The 19,224-nt window shown below is 72.5% G+C and carries 18 protein-coding genes and 1 pseudogene; 7 read left to right on the forward strand and 12 right to left on the reverse strand.

Annotation, left to right across the window (positions count from 1 at the left end; all coding sequences use genetic code 11):
* Positions 1-7: 7 nt before the first annotated feature.
* Positions 8-340: a TcmI family type II polyketide cyclase gene (locus ACWCV9_RS10440; RefSeq protein WP_450785455.1), complete on the forward strand. Its 333-nt coding sequence runs from the start codon at positions 8-10 to the stop codon at positions 338-340.
* Between the two features lie 76 nt (positions 341-416).
* Here ACWCV9_RS10440 and ACWCV9_RS10445 read toward each other — a convergent pair whose 3' ends face one another.
* A complete protein-coding gene (locus ACWCV9_RS10445) occupies positions 417-1,481 on the reverse strand; it encodes a methyltransferase (protein ID WP_450785456.1) in 1,065 nt (354 codons plus the stop codon).
* 43 nt (positions 1,482-1,524) lie between these two features.
* A complete protein-coding gene (locus ACWCV9_RS10450; protein ID WP_450785458.1) occupies positions 1,525-2,604 on the reverse strand; it encodes a right-handed parallel beta-helix repeat-containing protein in 1,080 nt (359 codons plus the stop codon).
* A 167-nt stretch (positions 2,605-2,771) separates the two neighbouring features.
* Between ACWCV9_RS10450 and ACWCV9_RS10455 the strand changes: the two genes are divergently transcribed.
* The gene (locus ACWCV9_RS10455; protein WP_450785459.1) at positions 2,772-3,929 is read left to right on the forward strand and encodes a ferritin-like domain-containing protein; all 1,158 of its coding nucleotides are present in this window, start codon (positions 2,772-2,774) and stop codon (positions 3,927-3,929) included.
* A gap of 3 nt (positions 3,930-3,932) precedes the next feature.
* Here the strand turns inward: ACWCV9_RS10455 and ACWCV9_RS10460 are convergent, their stop codons facing one another.
* The 4 genes from ACWCV9_RS10460 to lipB all read right to left on the reverse strand — a co-directional run bounded on the left by ACWCV9_RS10460 (position 3,933) and on the right by lipB (position 6,990).
* On the reverse strand, positions 3,933-4,634 hold the full coding sequence (locus ACWCV9_RS10460; protein WP_385844102.1) for a DUF4191 domain-containing protein: 702 nt from the start codon (positions 4,632-4,634) through the stop codon (positions 3,933-3,935).
* A 71-nt stretch (positions 4,635-4,705) separates the two neighbouring features.
* Positions 4,706-4,903: an SCO2195 family GlnR-regulated protein gene (locus ACWCV9_RS10465; protein ID WP_450785461.1), complete on the reverse strand. Its 198-nt coding sequence runs from the start codon at positions 4,901-4,903 to the stop codon at positions 4,706-4,708.
* Positions 4,904-5,139: 236 nt separating this feature from the next.
* Complete coding sequence (gene lipA, locus ACWCV9_RS10470) at positions 5,140-6,105, reverse strand: lipoyl synthase (RefSeq protein WP_450785463.1); 966 nt, start codon at positions 6,103-6,105, stop codon at positions 5,140-5,142.
* Between the two features lie 87 nt (positions 6,106-6,192).
* Positions 6,193-6,990 (reverse strand): lipoyl(octanoyl) transferase LipB, encoded by a 798-nt coding sequence (gene lipB, locus ACWCV9_RS10475; RefSeq protein ID WP_450785465.1) that lies wholly within the window; start codon positions 6,988-6,990, stop codon positions 6,193-6,195.
* 237 nt (positions 6,991-7,227) lie between these two features.
* On the opposite strand from lipB, the gene ACWCV9_RS10480 reads away from it, so the two are divergent.
* Positions 7,228-8,685, forward strand: coding sequence for a regulator (locus tag ACWCV9_RS10480; RefSeq protein WP_450785467.1), 1,458 nt, complete (start codon positions 7,228-7,230; stop codon positions 8,683-8,685).
* 19 nt (positions 8,686-8,704) lie between these two features.
* Here ACWCV9_RS10480 and ACWCV9_RS10485 read toward each other — a convergent pair whose 3' ends face one another.
* Positions 8,705-10,066, reverse strand: a complete 1,362-nt coding sequence (locus ACWCV9_RS10485) for an NAD(P)/FAD-dependent oxidoreductase (RefSeq protein WP_385844097.1) — start codon at positions 10,064-10,066, stop codon at positions 8,705-8,707.
* Positions 10,067-10,331: 265 nt separating this feature from the next.
* Here ACWCV9_RS10485 and ACWCV9_RS10490 point away from each other — a divergent pair, with 265 nt between their 5' ends.
* Positions 10,332-10,820, forward strand: coding sequence for an N-acetyltransferase family protein (locus ACWCV9_RS10490; RefSeq protein WP_450785469.1), 489 nt, complete (start codon positions 10,332-10,334; stop codon positions 10,818-10,820).
* Positions 10,821-10,865: 45 nt separating this feature from the next.
* On the opposite strand, the gene ACWCV9_RS10495 is transcribed toward ACWCV9_RS10490, so the two are convergent.
* Positions 10,866-12,056 (reverse strand): MarP family serine protease, encoded by a 1,191-nt coding sequence (locus ACWCV9_RS10495; RefSeq protein ID WP_450785470.1) that lies wholly within the window; start codon positions 12,054-12,056, stop codon positions 10,866-10,868.
* A 121-nt stretch (positions 12,057-12,177) separates the two neighbouring features.
* Between ACWCV9_RS10495 and ACWCV9_RS10500 the strand changes: the two are divergent.
* The 3 genes and pseudogenes from ACWCV9_RS10500 to ACWCV9_RS10510 all read left to right on the forward strand — a co-directional run.
* Positions 12,178-12,969: pseudogene (locus ACWCV9_RS10500) on the forward strand (peptidoglycan recognition protein family protein); the annotation flags it as partial.
* 492 nt (positions 12,970-13,461) lie between these two features.
* Entirely contained in the window at positions 13,462-13,689 is a 228-nt protein-coding gene (locus ACWCV9_RS10505; RefSeq protein WP_450785472.1) for a DUF397 domain-containing protein, read from the forward strand.
* Between the two features lie 127 nt (positions 13,690-13,816).
* A complete protein-coding gene (locus ACWCV9_RS10510) occupies positions 13,817-14,128 on the forward strand; it encodes a hypothetical protein (protein ID WP_450785474.1) in 312 nt (103 codons plus the stop codon).
* Here the strand turns inward: ACWCV9_RS10510 and ACWCV9_RS10515 are convergent.
* From ACWCV9_RS10515 to aceE, 4 genes are all read right to left on the reverse strand, one after another.
* Entirely contained in the window at positions 14,052-14,630 is a 579-nt protein-coding gene (locus tag ACWCV9_RS10515) for a hypothetical protein (protein WP_450785475.1), read from the reverse strand. The two genes, ACWCV9_RS10510 and ACWCV9_RS10515, sit on opposite strands and share 77 nt — an antisense overlap.
* A 49-nt stretch (positions 14,631-14,679) precedes the next feature.
* Positions 14,680-15,534: a helix-turn-helix domain-containing protein gene (locus ACWCV9_RS10520; RefSeq protein ID WP_450785477.1), complete on the reverse strand. Its 855-nt coding sequence runs from the start codon at positions 15,532-15,534 to the stop codon at positions 14,680-14,682.
* A 305-nt stretch (positions 15,535-15,839) separates the two neighbouring features.
* On the reverse strand, positions 15,840-16,358 hold the full coding sequence (locus ACWCV9_RS10525) for a DUF4240 domain-containing protein (protein WP_450785787.1): 519 nt from the start codon (positions 16,356-16,358) through the stop codon (positions 15,840-15,842).
* Positions 16,359-16,474: 116 nt separating this feature from the next.
* Complete coding sequence (gene aceE, locus ACWCV9_RS10530) at positions 16,475-19,177, reverse strand: pyruvate dehydrogenase (acetyl-transferring), homodimeric type (protein ID WP_450785479.1); 2,703 nt, start codon at positions 19,175-19,177, stop codon at positions 16,475-16,477.
* Positions 19,178-19,224: the final 47 nt, after the last annotated feature.

The raw sequence follows: 19,224 nt of genomic DNA on the forward strand, positions 1-19,224 counted from the left end.
GACAACCGTGCACCAGGCCCTGATCGTCGCCCGGATGGCCCCGGGCTCCGCCCCCGACATCGCCAAGGTGTTCGCCGAGTCCGACCGGGGCGAGCTGCCGCACCTCGTCGGTGTGGTGCGGCGCAGCCTCTTCCAGTTCGGCGATGTGTACATGCACCTCATCGAGTCCGAGCGCGAGCCCGGCCCGGCCATCGCCAAGGTCACCTCGCACCCCGAGTTCAAGGACGTCAGCGAGCGGCTCTCGGCGTACGTCAGCGCCTACGACCCGGAGACCTGGCGGTCCCCGAAGGACGCCATGGCGCAGCGCTTCTACCTCTGGGAGCGCGACGCCCGTAGCTGAACCCGCCCTCCGGACACCGGTGCCGGGCCCGCGTCGTACGCGGACCCGGCACCAGTGGCGTTCCGGGGGAGCCGGCTCACCCGGAGACCGTGCAGTCGAACGCGTGCAGATACGGGTTGACCGGCCGGATGTCGCCGACGGTCAGCCCCCCGGCCGTCAGCCGCTCCACCATGCTGGCGGTGGTGTGCTTGGCCCCGCCCACGTTCAGCAGCAGCAGCAGGTCCATGGCGGTGCTGAACCGCATCGACGGGGTGTCGTCCACCAGGTTCTCGATCACCACGACCCGGGTGCCCGGACCGCCCCGCTCCACCACGTTGGCCAGCAGCCGCGCGGTGGACCCGTCGTCCCACTCCAGGATGTTCTTGATGATGTAGACGTCGGCCTCGACCGGCACGGACACCCGGACGTCACCGGGCACGATCTCCGCCCGGTCCGCGAGGTCCCCGCCCGGGCGCAGCCGCGGTACGGCGTTCTCCACCACCCGGGGCAGATCCAGCAGATAGCCCCGCATCGCCGGGTACTTGTCGAGCAGGCTGGCCACCACGTGCCCCTGGCCGCCGCCGAGGTCCGCGACCGACGTGGCGCCCGACAGGTCCAGCAGGGCGGCGACATCGCGGGCCGACTGCTCGCTGGACGTGGTCATCGCGCGGTTGAAGACGTCCGCGGACTCGGGGGCGTCCTCGTTCAGATAGACGAAGAACTCCTTGCCGTACAGGCCCTCCACGACGTTCCGGCCGGAGCGCACCGCCTCGTCCAGCTTCGGCCAGGCGTCCCAGGTCCACGGCTCGGTGCACCACAGGGCGATGTCCCGCAGGCTGTGCGGGTCGTCCGTGCGCAGCAGCCGGGACATCTCGGTGTGCGCGAACGTCCCGTCGGGCCGCTCGGCGAAGACGCCGTAGCAGGACAGGGCGCGCAGCAGCCGGCGCAGCGGCTTCGGCTCGGTGTGCACCGCGGCCGCCAGGCCCTCCACGGTCATGGGGGCGTCCCCGAGGGCGTCCGGGACGCCCAGCCGGGCGGCCGCCCGGACGGCGGCGGCGCACGCCGCGCCGAACACCAGCTCCCGCAGCCGCATCGACGGCGGCGGGGCGGAAGCGGCCTCCTGCACCGCGGGGGCCTGGAACTCGCGGGATGGTGCGGTCATGCGCCGCCCTCCTTCCTTGGGTGGGGGTGGTACGGCCGTGCGCTCAGCACAGACCGGCGGGCTTCGAGGTCCGGCAGGAGTTGCTCTGGAAGGTGTTGCCGCTCTTGGTGGCTTCCTGGTTGACGAGGTCCGCGGGGCCGTTCTCCGCCAGCGTGTTGCCGCTGATCCGGTTCCGCTCGCTGGTCACGCCCACGAAGCTCTTGAACAGCACGATGCCGCCCGACAGCGGGGATTTGCCGGAGTTGCCGGTGACCAGGTTCCGGGTCACCTCGGTGTCCTCGGCGCCGGTCAGGACGATGCCGGAGCCCTGGAGGAAGGCCAGCCGGGCGGTCTTCTCGCAGTACTTGTTGTTCTTCTCGATCCGGTTGTCGCTGACGGTCAGCGCGCCCGCCTTCGGCTTGTTCTCGTCGCCGACGACGAACACGCCCGCGCAGTTGCCGGTGACGGAGTTGTCCGCGACGGTGAGATTGCGCAGCCGGCGCACGGTGACGCCGATCCGGTTGCCCTCCAGCAGGTTCCGCTCGATCACCGTGCCCCGGGTGTCGGTGGCGCCCGCCTCGTCCTTCACGGTGTTGGCGAGGAACAGGCCGGCGTCGCCGTTGTCGCGGGCGATGTCGTCCCGGTAGACGCTGCGGGTGGAGCGCTCCTCGGCGATGCCCCACTGGCCGTTCTTCTCGGAGGTCACCCCGCGCACGGTCAGATGGTCCGCGCCCACGGCCATGACACCGATCCGGGAGAACCCGCGCACGGTCAGGTGGGCGACGGTGACGTCCTGGACCGGCTGGTTCTTGGCCCCGACGACACAGATGCCGTTGCCCTGCTCCGCACAGGACTTCTCCGCCATGCGGGAGCCCGTGGTCTTCTGCGCGGCGGGCTGGAGCACGGTGCGCGAGCCCATGCCGCGCAGCGTCAGGCCGGGCGTGGTCAGCTTCACGCTCTCGCGGTAGGTGCCGGCGAGCACGAGCACCGTGTCGCCGGGCTGGGCGGCGTTCACCGCTTTCTGGATCGACTCACCCGGACGCACCACGAGGGTGCGATGGGCGGCGGAGGCGGGGGCGGCGGCCAGGAGCGCGCTGCACAGCGCGGTGGCGCACGAAACGTATGCGATATGGCGTTTTGTCACATTCCGAAGGCTAGGAGTGGATGAGCCGATAACCGGCCGGATGCTCCGTTCGGCGGCGTGTCCGGGGGAGTACGGCCCCACCGGCGCCCTGATGCCCCGGCAACGGCGGCACCGGCTGCTAGCTTCGCGAGCTGTCGGAGGGTCCCAGGCCACGAGCGGAGGCAGCGGTGACGGGTACGACGGACGACGCGGACGGGCCGGAGATCGCCCCGTTCGGACGCAGGAGCTTCCTGGCGACGGCCGCGCTGGCCGCCGCGGCGCCGGTCACGGCGGCCGCCCCGGCCGAGGCTGGGGAACCGCCGGCGGCCTCTGCCGAGGCCGTGGAACCGCCGGCGGACGACCCGTTCCCCGGCCCGGTGGCGCGGCTGCTGGCCGTTCCCGGTGGCGGCCGCGGGGTCGGCTGGCTGCGGGCGGCGCTCCAGGTCGCCGCGGAGATCGAACTCTCCACGATCCCGCCCTACCTGTGCGCGTGGTGGTCCGTCACGGACCGCGGCTGCGAGGCCGCGCGGCTGATCCAGCGGATCGTCGGCGACGAGATGTACCACCTGGGCGTGGTCTGCAACCTGCTCGCGGCGGTCGGCGGCCGCCCCCGCCTCAAGCGCGCGGCACCCGTCTACCCCGGTCCGCTGCCCGGCGGCGTACGCGCCGGGGTGAACGTGTACCTGTCGGGGCTGACCCGGTCCTTCGTGCACGACGTGATGATGGCGATCGAGGCGCCCGACGAGCCGCTCGCCCGGAAGAGGGAACTCTCGCCGGGCATCGGCGACTTCTACGGCGGTCTGCTGGAGGCGTTCCGGCGCACCGCGCCGGAGCTGTCGGCCGAGGGCCAGCTGTCCAGCCGGATCGGCGCCGACGAGCTGAAGCCGGTGGCGAACCTGGACGACGTGGAACAGGCCATCGAGATCATCAAGGAGCAGGGCGAGGGCACCGCCGGCTCACCGGCCGACGCCTACCAGGACGACCACCCGGCCCACTACTACGCCTTCGCCGAGATCTACCACGGCCGCCAGCTGCGCCGTACCGAGCACGGCTGGCACTTCACCGGCGCCCCCGTGCCGTTTCCGGAGGCCCGCCCGATGGCCCGGGTCCCGGCCGGCGGCTGGCCCGACCCGCCGGAGCAGGTGCAACGCCTCCTGGACCGGTTCGACGGCACCTACACCGATGTGCTCGCGGCCCTGGAGGACGCCTGGTCCGGCGGCGGCTCCCGCAGCCTGGGCGCGGCGATCCGCTCGATGCGCGCGATGGAGGCCCCGGCCGTGGAGCTGATGGAGATCCCCCTCCACCACGGACGGGGCACGTACGGCCCGCAGTTCCGCTGCTCCTAGGGGCTACCGCCCCCGCTGCCCGCCCTTGGGCATCCGCATCCCCTTGGGCATGGGCCCCTTGGGCAGCGGCATGTTGCTCATCAGGTCACCCATGGCCCGCAGCCGGTCGTTCGTGGCCGTCACCTGGGGACCGGCCAGCACCCGCGGCAGCTTCAGCATGGTGGTCCGCAGCTTCTTCAGCTCGACCTGTCCCTCGCCGTTGCCCACGATGATGTCGTGCACCGGCACATCGGCGACGATGCGGTTCATCTTCTTCTTCTCGGCGGCCAGCAGGCTCTTCACCCGGTTGGGGTTGCCCTCGGCGACCAGCACGATGCCGGCCTTGCCGACCGCCCGGTGCACCACGTCCTGGCTGCGGTTCATCGCGACCGCCGGAGTCGTCGTCCAGCCCCGGCCGATGTTGTCCAGCACGGCCGCGGCGGCGCCCGGCTGGCCCTCCATCTGACCGAAGGCGGCCCGCTCGGCACGGCGGCCGAACACGATCGCCGTCGCCAGCACCGCGACCAGCAGGCCGAAGATGCCCAGGTAGACCGGGTGACCGATCAAAAAGCCGATCGCGAGGAAGACACCGAGGGTGCCGATGCCGACGGCCGCGAGTACAAGACCGATCTTGGTGTCGGCCTTGCGGGTCATCTTGTACGTGAGAGCGATCTGCTTCAGTCGCCCTGCGTTCGCGGCGTCCGCCGCGGGTTCCTTCCTCGCCATGCCACGAAGTCTACGTGGCGCCGGGAGCGCCGACGACGGCAGTGCCCGGCGGCGCCCTGCGACGGCGGACGTCAGGGCAGGGTGGCGGCCCGGTCCAGGACCCGCTGGGCCTCGACCCGGTCCTTGGCCCGGCGGCGGTCCTCCAGCACGGACGTCCAGGCGTTACGGCGGGCGGTGCGCTGGCCGCCGCTCATCAGCAGCGACTCCACGGCCCGCAGGGCGGCGGTGAAGGACGGGATGGCGGTGGCGCGTACGGGCGCGGCCTGCATGATCGGGGTCCCCCCTCAGTAGGTTCTACGGGGTGTGATGCCATGCTCACTGATCGGTGTTACCAGTGCATGTCCGACCGGTCAAACACCCATGAAGACCTGATGCGCGGACCGGAAACGCGGACGCGGCCCCGGAACGCGCCCTCATCAGCGAGGACGCGCGGGACCGCGTCGAGTCGGCCATTACTGGCCGGTCATGCCGTATGCGTGAATTCACACGCGCTGTCGGGGGTGGCTCAGACCGCCTGGGCGGCGACGTACGTGCCGCGCTTCTCCACGGCCATCTGGTAGAGCCGCCCGGCCCGGTAGGAGGACCGCACCAGCGGGCCGGACATCACCCCGGAGAAGCCGATCTGCTCGGCCTCCTCCTTCAGCTCCACGAACTCCTCCGGCTTCACCCAGCGCTCCACCGGGTGGTGCCGCACGGAGGGCCGCAGGTACTGGGTGATGGTGACCAGCTCACAGCCGGCGTCGTGCAGCTGCTTGAGCGCCTCGCTGACCTCTTCCCGGGTCTCGCCCATGCCGAGGATCAGGTTGGACTTGGTGACCAGGCCGAAGTCGCGGGCCTCGGTGATGACCTTCAGGGAACGCTCGTAACGGAAGCCGGGGCGGATCCGCTTGAAGATCCGCGGGACCGTCTCGACGTTGTGCGCGAAGACCTCGGGGCGGGAGGCGAAGACCTCGGCCAGCTGCTCCGGGACGGCGTTGAAGTCGGGGGCCAGCAGCTCGACCTTGGTCCGGCCGCCCTCGCGCTGTGCCGTCTGCTGGTGGATCTGGCGCACGGTCTCCGCGTACAGCCAGGCGCCGCCGTCCTCCAGGTCGTCGCGGGCGACGCCGGTGATGGTGGCGTAGTTCAGGTCCATGGTGACCACGGACTCACCCACGCGGCGCGGCTCGTCGCGGTCCAGCGCCTCGGGCTTGCCGGTGTCGATCTGGCAGAAGTCACAGCGCCGGGTGCACTGGTCGCCGCCGATGAGGAAGGTCGCCTCGCGGTCCTCCCAGCACTCGTAGATGTTCGGGCAGCCGGCTTCCTGGCAGACCGTGTGCAGGCCCTCGCTCTTCACGAGGTTCTGCATCTTCGTGTACTCGGGGCCCATTTTCGCCCGGGTCTTGATCCACTCGGGCTTGCGCTCGATGGGGGTCTGGCTGTTGCGGACCTCCAGGCGCAGCATCTTGCGTCCGTCGGGTGAGACTGCGGACACGTCGGCTCCCTAGCGATTGATTCTTCGGCGTTCCCAAGGGTACGCCCGTGGATTTGGTGGCCCCGAGTCGGTTCCGGCCTGGGCCGGTCAGGCGGACGCCTGCTCGATCACCCGCGGCTTCAGGTCCGCGTTGCCGAGGACGTCCTGGAGGTGCTTCTCGACGACCGGCAGCACCTCCTCGATGGTGACCTCGCGGCCGAGTTCGTGGGAGAGGGAGGTGACGCCCGCGTCGCGGATGCCGCAGGGGATGATCTTGTCGAAGTTGGCCGTGTCCGGGTTCACGTTCAGGGCGAAGCCGTGCATCGTGACGCCCTTGGCGACCCGGATGCCCATGGAGCAGATCTTGCGGTCCTCGTGCCGGCGGCCCGCGCGCGAGGGCGCGTACTCGGGGCCGACCAGGCGGTGGTCGAACTCGTCGTCGTCGGCGCGCGGCGCGAAGTCGAGCGTCAGGCCTCCGAGCGCGGGGCGCTGCTCGATCGGGTCGCCGAGGACCCAGACCCCGGCGCGGCCCTCGACCCGGGAGGTCTCGATGCCGAACTCGGCGCACACCCGGATCATCGCCTCTTCCAGGCGGCGCAGGTGCGCGACCACGTCCACCGGGCGCGGCAGCTTCTGGATCGGGTAGCCGACCAGCTGGCCCGGGCCGTGCCAGGTGATCTTGCCGCCGCGGTCCACGTCGATGACCGGGGTGCCGTCCAGCGGGCGCTCGCTGGCCTCGGTGCGGCGGCCCGCCGTGTAGACCGGGGGGTGCTCCAGGAGGATCACGGTGTCGGGCACCTCGTCGGCGAACCGCGCCGCGTGCACCCGGCGCTGCTCGTCCCAGGCCACCTGGTAGTCCACGAGGTCCGCACCGAACCCCATGCGGACGAACCGCAACTCACTCACGGCAAGCGCCTCCCTCGGCGACGGTTGTCAGGCATGTTCTGCGCTCACGCCACTGTACGTCCGTCCGGAGTACGTCAGCCGGGAGGGCGTTCCTCACACGATCGGATGAATGGGGGGCGAATTATGCGACTGCCTGTTCACTTACCGCTACATTCGCGCCGTTCGTGAGGCCATAAGGGCTGCTCAGAGGCAAACCGGGCACTTCAGATGACCGGAAGGCAGGAGACCGCACCGCAGATGACGGACCGACCCGCGCAGCGCACCCCCAACCGCCAGCTCGCCGCGCTCATCGCAGAAGCTGGGTTCTCCAACGCGGGTCTGGCCCGTCGCGTCGACCAGCTGGGTCTGGAACACGGGCTGGATCTCAGATACGACAAGACCTCGGTCACCCGCTGGCTGCGCGGGCAGCAGCCGCGGGGCACCACCCCGGCGCTGATCGCCGAGGTGTTCACCCGCCGGCTCGGGCGCCGGCTCACCGCCCAGGACCTCGGCCTGGACGCCTGTGCGCCGGTCTACGCCGGGCTGGAGTTCGCCGCCTCGCCGGAGGAGGCCGTCGACATCGTCAGCGGGCTGTGGCGCAAGGACTCCGGCAGCCACGCCGAACTGCGCAAGATCGCCTTCACCCCGGCCGGGCTCGTCGTGCCCAGCCGGGACTGGCTGATCGGCAAGCCCGACGACAAGGTGGCCCGGGAGCCGGCGCCCCGGGTGCCCCCGCAGGGCCGCCCGGGGGTGGTGCGGCCCCAGCCGCTCGCACCGCCCCGGACGCGCGGGCACGCCGAACGCGCCCCCGGGCACAAGGTCACCGGCGGCGACATCGCCGCGCTGCGCTCGGTCGGCGAGCTGTTCCGCACCCTCGACGACCGGTTCGGCGGCGGCCACGCCCGGCAGGCCCTGGTGCGCTATCTGGAGCACGAGTGCGAGCCGATGCTCCGCGGCACCTACGACGAGCAGACCGGCCGCCGGCTGTTCGGCGCCGCCGCCGATCTGACCCGGCTCGCGGGCTGGACGTCGTACGACATCGCCGCGCACGGGCTCGCCCAGCGGTACTTCGTGCAGGCCCTGCGGCTGGCCCAGGCCGCCGGCGACCGGTCGTACGGCTCCTTCGTGCTGGTCACCATGAGCCGCCAGGCGGTCTACCTCGGGCACGGCCGGGAGGCCGTCCAGCTCGCCCGGGTCGCCCAGCAGGGCGTCGGCACCGGCGCCCCGCCGGTCGTCCAGGCGCTGCTGCACTCGGCGGAGGCGCGGGCGCACGCGGTGCTGGGCGAGGTGCGGGCGTGCACGGCCGCGCTGGTGCGGGCCGAGCGCGCGCTGGAGGCGGCCCGGCCCGGGGACGACGTGCCGTACTGGGCGAGGTTCTTCGACGAGGCCCAGCTGGCCGACGAGTTCGGGCACTGCCACCGCGATCTGCAGCAGTTCCGGGCCGCCGCCCAGCACGCCGAACGCTCCCTCCAGCTGCGGGCCCCCTCCTTCGCCCGCAGCCGCCTCTTCTGCCGGGTCGTCCTCGCCACCGCCCGCCTCGGCCTCGGCGAGCTCGACCAGGCGTGCGCGCTGGCGGCGGAGGCGGCGGGGCAGGCGGCGGAGATGCGGAGCGCTCGCGCCGTGGAGTACGTACGGGACTTCGAGCGTCGGCTGGAGCCGTACAAGGACGCGGCACCCGTGCGGGGCTACCGGGAGAGGGTGGCGGCGCTCGGATAGGCCACCCCCTCCTCCGGGGCTACGCCGCCTTGGGCAGCACGGGGGCCGGGTCCGCGCTGTGCATCGAGCCCGCCGCGCCCAGGTCCGTCAGGATCGCGGCCGCGGCGCGGTGGGCGGAGTGCAGGGCGCCCTGGACCGTGCTGGTGTCGCGGTGGTCGCCGCACACGTACAGGCCGGCCAGCAGCCGTACCGGGCGGCGCGGATCGTGCGGCGGGCGCATCGCCGGGACCGCCTCCGGGGTGTGGTGCACGGCCAGCGTCTCCCAGCGGCGCGTGGAGGTGCCGTAGAGCCGGGCGAGGTGCATCCGTACGGCCGTCTCCACGCCCTCGGGCGGCGGGCCGAGGACGGTCGAGGAGATCAGCACCCGGCCGGCCGGCGCCCGGCTCGGGTCCACCGTGCTCAGCACCGCCGTGTGCGCCACCGGCCCGCCCCGGTCCGCGTCCAGCAGCAGCGAGGTGCCGACGGAGAACGCCGGCCCGGGGTCGTCGGTGGTGTGGTGGACCACCGTGACCGCGTGGAACTCCGGCACCCGCAGCCCCGGCAGCAGCTCCGCCGCGGCCCGTGCGTCGGTCGCGAGCAGCACCGCCCGGCAGCGGATCTCGCCGTGCTCCGCGGTCGTCACCGCGGTCGTGGAGACCGAGGTGACCCGCACCCCGGTGTGCACCGTGCCCGGCGGCAGGGCCCCGGCCAGCAGCTCCGGCAGCATCTCCGCACCGCCCTCCGGCACCGCCAGCCGGCCGCTCGCGAAGGCGCGCAGCGCCAGATCGGCGCACCTGCTGGATGTGCTCAGCTCCGGGTCGCACAGCAGCGCGGCGAGCAGCGGCCGCAGAAAGCCCTCGATGGTGCGCGCCGGCACCCCGCGCGTGGCCAGGGCCTGCGCGGCGGGCATCTCGGGGCGCGCCAGGAGGCGCTCGACGGGGGTCGCGGCGATCCGGCCCAGCGCGGCGCCGAGCCGGGCCTGGTCGACCGCGCTCACCGGGGCGCCGGCCCGGCCGGGCGCGGCCGCCGTGCCCCGGGGGGCGCTGGCGAAGGCGCGCACCACATGGAGTGCGCCCCTTGCGCTCCCCGTGCTCGCCGGCGCGCCCGCGCGGTGCCGGCGGCCGTCGCGGTGCAGCAGGACGCCCGGCGCGAAGCGGCGCAGGGTGAGGGCGTCGAGGCCGGGGGTGAGGCGGAGTTCGGGGTAGGACGTGGACAGCAGCTGTCCCATGCGGTCCAGCCGGAAGCCGTCGACCTTCTCGGTCGACATACGGCCGCCGACGTACGGGGCGGCCTCCAGGACCGCGGTGGTGACTCCTGCACTGGTCAGCCGATGAGCCGCCGAGAGTCCGGCGATTCCGGCTCCGACGATGACGACGTCCACCTGGTACGCGGGCTCAAGCACGAGGCCCCTCCTGTGGTTGCGCGGCCGGTGGAGACGTCATGCCCCCAACAGGCTCCGGGGATACCCGAGTTCGGGTCGAGGGTAGGGTGCCGACCGGTCAACGGCAGTCGCGCATCGACAGGGCACGGTCGCATAGAGGTCGCATGTGGTCACGCCGGTTCTCCGCTGCCGCGCTGGCCTCGCCAGGTCGCATCCGGTCGACCGCCTTTTTCCGGGCATGGAAACCCCTTGGGAGCCCCGCGCGGCGCGCCGTAGGGTGAGCGCCATGCCCCGACCGTCCCTCCGTCCCGCCGTGCTTGCCGACGAGGAGCAGCTGGCGCTCCTCGACCGGATCACCTGGTCCACCCTGCACGCGGTCTCCCCCGAGCCGAAGCCGCCGTACCAGCCCTTCTTCGACGAGCGGCACGACCCGCGCGACCATCTGGTCGCCGAGCTGGAGGGGCGCGTCGCCGGCTACATCCGGCTCGGCCGGCCGACCCCGCTCGCCGTCAACGCGCACGTCCTCCAGATCCAGGGCCTCGCCGTCGCACCGGAGGCGCGCGGGCTGGGGCTCGCCCGCGCACTCCTGCGGGCCGCCGCCGAGGAAGCGCGCAGGCGCGGCGCACGCCGGCTGACCCTGCGCGTGCTCGGGCACAACACCCCGGCGCGACGGCTCTACGCGTCCGAGGGATTCGCCGTGGAGGGCGTACTGCCGGAGGAGTTCCTCATAGACGGGACGTACGTGGACGACGTGTTCATGGGCCGCAGCCTGTGAGCCGCGCCCGGTGAGCCGTGCCGTACGAGCCGTACGGCGTGAGTGCTAGGAGTCGACCAGGGCGCCCGTGTCCACCGGGGCCGTCGCCGTCGCCGCGCGGTCGGCGTCGCCCGCGACCTCGGCCGCCGTCAGGGCGTACCCGGTCTCGGCGTCCGAGGTGGAGCGGGCGAAGACCACCCCGAAGACCTTGCCGCCCGGGGTGAGCAGCGGGCCGCCGGAGTTGCCCGGCCGGACCGTCGAGCGGACCGCGTAGATCTCCCGGGTGACCACGCGGTCGTTGTAGATGTTCTGGCCGTTCGCCCGCAGCCGGCCCGCCACGGTCGCCGCCTGGAGGTTCAGCCCGCCGTCCTGCGGATAGCCGGCCACCACCGCCGAGGCCCCGCGCCCCGCGCCGCCGTCGAAGCGCAGCACCGGGGCGCGCAGCCGGGGCACGTACAGCACCGCCACGTCCCGGTCCGGGTCGAAGAGCACCACCCGGGCCGGATACGAGGGCCCCACCCCGCCGATCCGCACGCTCGGCCGGTCGATGCCCGCCACCACGTGCGCGTTGGTCATCACATGCCGCGCCGCGTACACGAAACCGCTGCCCTCCCGGCCCTCGTTGCCCGCCGCGCCCTCGATCTTCACCGTGCTCGCCTTGGCGGCGTTCGCCGCGGCCGGGGTGACGCTGTCCCCGGTGGGCCGGGGCACCTGGGCCGTCGACTCGTTCTCGAACGGGTTGAAGACCTGCGGGAAGCCCGCCTCCGTCAGCGCGGAGGTGGCCCGGGAGAACCACGCGGGGGTGGTGTCCGGCATCGTCCGCTGCACCGCGCCGAGCAGCGTCGAGTTCCGGATCTGCGTCGTCAGCGTCTGCGAGGGAGCCGCGGCCAGCACGCTCGCCGCCACCCAGGCCACGATCAGCACCGCCGCCGCGTTCGCCGCCGCGCCCCCGACGCCGTCCGCGACCCGCAGCGCACCCGGTCCCCGGTCCAGCTCCCCGCGCAGCCGCAGCGCCAGCCGGCTCGCCAGCTCGTGCCCCAGCACCGCCGGCCCCAGCACCGTCAGCACCGCGACCACCGTCGCCTGCGGCGTCCCCCGCGCCACCAGGCCGGTCACCCAGGGCAGCAGCCACACGCCGACGGCCGCGCCGCCGACGAACCCGGCCAGCGAGACACAGCCGGCCACCAGTCCGCGCCGGTAACCGGAGGCCGCGTAGAGCAGGACCACCAGCACGAGCAGCAGGTCGAGCAGGTCCACGGAGCCGCCTTTCTCTGTCCCTGTGCCTGTATCACCGAAAACGTCCTGTACCAGGACGATGGTTCCACCAGGTGGCACAGCGCACATCGCGGGCGGGGCGCTCCGGTCCGAGAGTGGGACCATGCGTGTCCTGAGAAGATCGCCGCGAGCCGGCCGGATACCCGGTGCCGTCCTGGTGCTGCTGGGCTGTCTGCCCGGAGTGCTCGCCGTGCTGGCACTGGTGCTGTGCGCGCGCGGCGCCGACCGCCCCGTCGCCGTCCGCCTGGACCCGCCCGCCGCGGGCCGGCCGCAGAACCTGCGGCGGGTCGCCCGGCCGGCCATCGTGCCCCGCTCCGTCTGGCTGACCGGCCCCACCGCGGCGCACCGACAGCCGCCGCCGCGCTACGACGACCAGGTGATCGCCGTCTTCGTGCACCACACCGACTCGCCGAACGGCTACCGCTGCGCCGACGCGCCCCGCATCATCCGGCACCTCTACGCCGGCCAGACCGGCGCCCGGCGCTGGGACGACATCGGCTACAACTTCCTCGTCGACCGCTGCGGCACCATCTACGAAGGGCGCGCCGGCGGCGTCGACCGGCCCGTCACCGGCGCCCACACCCAGGGCTTCAACCACCGCACCGCCGGTATCGCCGCCCTCGGCACCTTCACCGCCGGGGTCCCCGTGCCCCGGGCCATGACCGAGGCGATCGCCGCCCTCGCCGCCTGGAAGCTCGGCCCGGCCGGGGTCGACCCGCGTGAGCGCGTCCGGCTCGTCTCCAGCAACGGCGGCAGCCGCTATCCGGCCGGCACCGTCGCCACCCTGCCCGCCCTGGCCGGTCACGACGACGGCTATATGACCAGCTGTCCCGGCGCCGCCCTGACCGCCCGCCTGCCCGAGATCAGGGAGCGCGCCGCCCGGCTCCAGGGCCGCCCGCCCGCACCCGCGCCGACCGCCACGACGCCACCCGGCACCGCACCGACCACCGCGCCGCCACCGGCCGCAACGCCGTCCACCGGCACGCCCCAGGCCGCGCGCAGCCCGCTGAGCACTCCGCACCCCCCCCGTCGTGCCGCACAGCATCCGCCCGGCGGGCCAACGCCCGGCCCAGCATGCACACTTGGGGACGCGCCACCGCGAAGTCCCTTACGGCACAAGGAAATAGGGCCTGATTGCAACTTGGCGCAGCGGGTTCGGAGAGCCTACCCTTTCAGGGAAAAAGTGGGGCAGGAGTGTGTGACCGGCGGTCGGGTCGTGCCGCGCACCGGCCACTCCCGCCGTCCTCCTGCGGGCGTCCACGCGCGTGCGATACGGTGCGTGCGGACCGTCGCACGTGGGAAACACGGGGGGTTTCCGGCACGGGGGTGTCCAGCGCGGGGCCTCGCCCGATCGGTCTTCCGACCGCGGGGTGAGAGGTAGTCAGGGGTGAGCGAGGGTGGTCTGCTCGGGCTCGACTGGCACCGAAGCAGTGCGTGCGACCCGTATCAATGCGTGGAGGTCGCGGTGACGGACGGGGGAGTCCGAGTGCGTGAATCCCATCGTCCGCGTACCCATGTCGTCGCCTTCGGGGGGCCGGCCTGGCAGGCATTTCTGGGCGCGTTATGCGGTACAACCACTGAAGAGCCCCAATGGACCGGAATGGAACCCGTATGAGGGGTGACTTCCGGCCAGGGGACGGGGTGGACACGAGGGACGGGGGGTGGCTGTGATTCGATTGGGCCCAGCAGTGAGAGGGCATCCGCATCACCGCCAGAGTCCAATTCAGCTGTCTGGGGGCGAGATGGGGGAATCCGCTGAGACGCGGCTTGCCGTCGGTGACGCCGAACGGCAGCGCGGCAGACCCCTGTTACCGCTGATCGTCCTGCTCGTCCTCGGCTTCGTGCTCGCGGGCAGCACCGGGACACTGGCGGGCGTCCTCCTCTCCCTGCCGGTGACACCGGAGCTGCGGCCCTGGGTGTGGGGGGTGGTGGGCACGGTCACGGCGGCCGCCACCGGAGTCCTGCTGGACCGGGGGGCTACGGCTGCCGTACGTCGCTTTCCGCAGCTGGCGGGTCGGGCTGAGGAGGTACGGCGGTTCCGGGCGCCGGACTAGGCGCGGTGCCGCCGGACGGCTCCTGGGCACGGCCCGCGCGCCGGGCGCGTATTCGGCGGTAGCCGACGGCGAGCGCGCCGACGCCGCCGAGCCATAGCCAGCTCGCCCGGACCGCGTGCAGGGCCGGACCGGAGGCCGGGGCGAGCAGATGGCTCAGCGCGTGGATGTCGGCGGGCACGTCCCGCCATGCCAACACCGCGCCGATGACCACGAGCACCGCGAGAAACCTGAACAGGGCGCGGGTCGAGCCGAGGATCGAGTGCAGCAGGAACAGCGCCAGGTCGTTCAGGGTCGGCGGCCGGTCCGGGAGCACGTCCCGGGGCGAGGCCAGCTCGAAGGACGCCGGCGCCGGGGCCGGCTCCGCAGCCGGGGCCGGAGGGTCCGACGGGTCGGCGGAGCCGCCCTGGCCCTCCGGCGAAGCGGGTTCCGGCACAGCGGTGCCGGGGCGGGAGGCGCCGTCGCCTGTCCACCACCGCCGTATCCAGGTGAGCACACCCGCCACGGGCCCTCTCCGATCTCTGCCCGACTGTCTCCAGTCCGGTGGGAACCTGCTAGGACGGGTACTGGGCCAGCACCTCGTCGATGAACGCGATCGCCTCGGCGCCGCACAGAGCCTGCTCGCGGGATTCCTCGAACCTCGCCAGGTACTCCGCGACCGCCTGCTGGTCGTCCCGCGTCGTCAGCGCGCCGTTCGGGCCCTCCACGAACAGGACGTCGTCGTCGTTGCGGAAGACCAGCGCGATCGACCCCTGGCGCAGCACCGGGTGCGCCCCCCGGGTGAAGGGCACCACGCCCAGGTCCACATGGGCCGCGGCGGCGTCCGCCGTCAGCCGGGCCAGCTGCTCGCGCATGGTGTCCGCACCGCCGACCCAGCGACGCAGCGCCGCCTCGTCCACCAGGAACCGCAGCCGTGGCCCCATCGCCTCGCGCAGCAGCCGCTGCTGCCGCTCGGCCCGCAGCCGGACGATCGCGTCGATCCGCTGGGGCGGCAGGTCGCTGTGGGCCAGCAGGGCGCGCGTGTAGCCCTCGGTCTGGAGCAGGCCGGGGACGAGGGTCGGGTCGTAGGCGGAGAGTTCGTCCGCCGCGCTCTCCAGGCCGAGGTACACCTTGAACGGCGGGCTCACCACCTCCCGGAACGCGTGCCACCACGGCGGCCGCCGGCTCTCCCGGGTGGCCTGCTCCAGGTCGCGGCGGATCGTGTCGTCCGTGACGCCGTACAGATCGAGGAGCGCGCGCAGGTCCGTCACGGAGACCCCCACCGAGCCGCCCTCGATCCGGATGACCTTGGAGGGCGACCACGCGAGGCGTTCGGCCACCTCGGGCTGGCTGATGTGCGCGTCATTGCGGAAGCTGCGCAGCGCCAGACGCACCCTGCGCTTTTCCAGAGCCGGATCTTTCGATGTCATCTCCTCGCGGTCCCGATTCTTTGTCGAGGGTGACTTCGAGCCGCCATCCGGCAGCCGGACCGGTGGCAGACTGCCAGGTGGCAATCTGCTTCCGGGCCGCCTGCTACCTGGCTGCCCTGCGGATTGCGCTCAGCCTACCTCCGGCGCACGCCGAACCCGGAACACACCCGCTGCGCATACTTTCTGATGGTGTGTCCAGTGAGGCCAGAGGTGCCGAGGAAACGGTTGAAGCCCCAGCTCAGGGGGACTGTAGGGCGCTCGAGGGGCCGCCGATGGAACGTTTTCGGTCGAATTCCGCGAGGGAATCAGCCCTTGAAACGACCCCAAAGTTTGGGATAAAGGTCCGCGAGGACCGCCTCGTTCTCGAAGTCGATCGGGGTGCCCTCGGGCTCCGCAGGCGCCGGGGCGATCCCCAGCTCCGGGGCCACGGTGCCGGTGAGCTGCTCGTACGCCTCGTCCGCCGCGTACCCCAGCTCCTCGCCGTCGCCGTCGACCTCCTCGTCGAAGTCCTCCAGCAGCTCGGCCAGCTCGTCCGGTGCGTGCAGCGCCCCCTCGAACACTTCTCGCCCCTGGCCGATGAGCCAGCACCGGAAGAAGTCGAACGCGTCGTCGCTGCACCCGTCCAGCAGCACCCAGGCGGCGCCCCACAGATCCCAGCGGTAGGCGCGGTTGTACCGGGCCTCGAAGTGCCGGGCGAAGTCCAGGACCTGATCGGGATCCAGCTGGAGCAGCCGCTCCACCAGCAGGTCGGCCTGCTCCTCGGGGTCGCCCTCGGCGGCCGCACGGCTGCTGTCGACCAGCTCCCAGAACTCCGTCTCGTCCATCACGGCACCAGCATCCAGCCTCGGCCGCCCAGCCGCACGCGGAAAAAGCACAGCGGCGGGCAGCAGGACGTGTGCCCTGCTGCCCGCCGCGGCGGTACCCGGTGTGCTGCCGGGGCCTACAGACCGTACTTCTCGCGCGCTTCCTTCACGGCCGTCGCCTTGACCTCGCCGCGCCGGGCGAGCTGGGCCAGGGCCGCGGCGACGATCGACTCCGCGTCGACGCCGAAGTGGCGGCGGGCGGCCTCGCGGGTGTCGGAGAGGCCGAAGCCGTCCGCACCGAGCGAGGAGTAGTCCTGCTCCACCCACTGCGCGATCTGGTCGGGCACCTGGCGCATGTAGTCGGACACGGCCAGCACCGGACCCTCGGCGCCCTGGAGGGCCTGCCGGATGTACGGGACGCGCTCCTCGCCGCGCAGCAGCGCCGCGTCCGCCTCCAGCGCGTCCCGGCGCAGCTCGCCCCAGGAGGTCGCGGACCACACGTCGGCGGCCACGCCCCACTCCTCGGCCAGCAGCTGCTGCGCCTTGAGGGCCCAGTGGATCGCCGTACCGGAACCCAGCAGCTGGATGCGCGGCGCGTTGGCCGGCACGGTCACGCCCGCCGACTCCGCCGTGTTGAAGCGGTACAGACCCTTGACGATGCCCTCGTCGATGCCGAGGCCCTGCGGCTTCGCGGGCTGCGGCAGCGGCTCGTTGTAGACCGTCAGGTAGTAGAAGACGTTCTGGTCCTCGCCCGGCTTGGCCTCGCCGTACATCCGGCGCAGACCCTCACGGACGATCACCGCGATCTCGTAGGCGAACGCGGGGTCGTAGGAGAGCGCGGCCGGGTTGGTGGCGGCGATGACCGGGGAGTGGCCGTCGGCGTGCTGGAGGCCCTCACCGGTCAGGGTGGTACGGCCCGCCGTGGCACCGATGAGGAAGCCGCGGCCGAGCTGGTCGCCGAGCTGCCACATCTGGTCGGCGGTGCGCTGCCAGCCGAACATCGAGTAGAAGATGTAGAACGGGATCATCGCCTCGCCGTGCGTCGCGTACGACGTCGAAGCGGCGATGAAGTCGGCCATCGAACCGGCCTCGGTGATCCCCTCGTTGAGGATCTGGCCGTTCGTGGCCTCCTTGTAGTACATCAGCTGGTCCCGGTCGACCGGCTCGTACGTCTGGCCCTTCGGCGAGTAGATGCCGAGGGACGGGAAGAGCGACTCCATGCCGAAGGTGCGCGCCTCGTCGGGGACGATCGGCACCCAGCGCTTGCCCGTCTCCTTGTCGCGGACCAGGTCCTTGATCAGGCGGACGAAGGCCATGGTGGTGGCCACGTTCTGCGAGCCGGAGCCCTTGTCGAAGGAGGCGAAGGCCTTCTCCGCCGGGGCCGGCAGCGGGGCCAGCGCGTGCGTACGGCGGGCCGGGGCGGGACCGCCCAGGGCCGCGCGGCGCTCCTGGAGGTAGCGGACCTCGGCGGAGTCGGCACCCGGGTGGCCGTAGGGCACCACGCCGTCCACGAAGTCGCTGTCCTTGATCGGCAGCTCGAGCAGGTCGCGCATCGCCTTGAACTCGTCCACCGTCAGCTTCTTCATCTGGTGGTTGGCGTTCTTCGACGCGAAGCCCTCGCCCAGGGTGTGGCCCTTGACCGTCTGGGCCAGGATCACGGTCGGCGCGCCCTTGTGCTCGACAGCGGCCTTGTACGCGGCGTACACCTTGCGGGCCTCGTGACCACCGCGCGAGAGGTGGAAGCACTCGAGGATCTTGTCGTCGCTCAGCAGCTTCGCCATCTCCACCAGCGCCGGGTCGGCGCCGAAGAAGTCCTGGCGGATGTAGGCCGCGTCACGGGTCTGGTACGTCTGGATCTGCGCGTCCGGTACCTGGCGCAGCCGGCGTACCAGCGCGCCCGTGGTGTCCAGCGCGAACAGCTCGTCCCAGGCGGAGCCCCACAGCGTCTTGACGACGTTCCAGCCGGCGCCGCGGAACTGGGCCTCCAGCTCCTGCACGATCTTGAAGTTGGCGCGGACCGGGCCGTCCAGGCGCTGGAGGTTGCAGTTGATGACGAAGGTGAGGTTGTCCAGCTCCTCACGGGCGGCGAGCGCGAGGGCCGCCGTCGACTCCGGCTCGTCCATCTCGCCGTCGCCGAGGAACGCCCACACGTGCGAGGACGAGACGTCCTTGATGCCGCGGTTGGTGAGGTAGCGGTTGAAGCGCGCCTGGTAGATGGCGGAGAGCGGGCCGAGGCCCATCGACACCGTCGGGAACTCCCACAGCCAGGGCAGCCGGCGCGGGTGCGGGTAGGACGGCAGACCGTTGCCGCCGGCCTCCTGGCGGAAGTTGTCCAGGTGGGCCTCGGTCAGCCGGCCGTCCAGGAAGGCGCGGGCGTAGATGCCGGGGGAGGCGTGGCCCTGGATGTACAGCTGGTCGCCGGAGCCGTCGCCCTCCTTGCCCTTGAAGAAGTGGTTGAAGCCGGTCTCGTACAGCCAGGCGGCGGAGGCGAAGGTGGCGATGTGGCCGCCGACGCCGTACTTGCTGCCCCGGGTCACCATCGCGGCCGCGTTCCAGCGGTTCCAGGCGGTGATCCGGGCCTCCATCTCCGGGTCACCGGGCTGGGCCGGCTCCGCGGAGGTGGGGATGGTGTTGACGTAGTCCGTCTCCAGCAGCTTCGGCAGCGCGATGCCGCCCGCCTCGGCGCGCTCCAGCGTGCGGCGCATCAGGTACGCGGCGCGGTGCGGCCCGGCCTCCCTGGCGACGGCGTCGAGAGAGGCCTGCCATTCGGCGGTCTCCTCGGGGTCGCGGTCCGGGAGCTGGTCGAGCGCGCTCGGCTGGATGGCGTTGGGGTCGGTCATGTCGCCGCCTTCCTCAGTCGAAGGGGGTTCCCTCACAGGTAAGGGTT

The organism is Streptomyces sp. NPDC001606 (genome assembly GCF_053596835.1).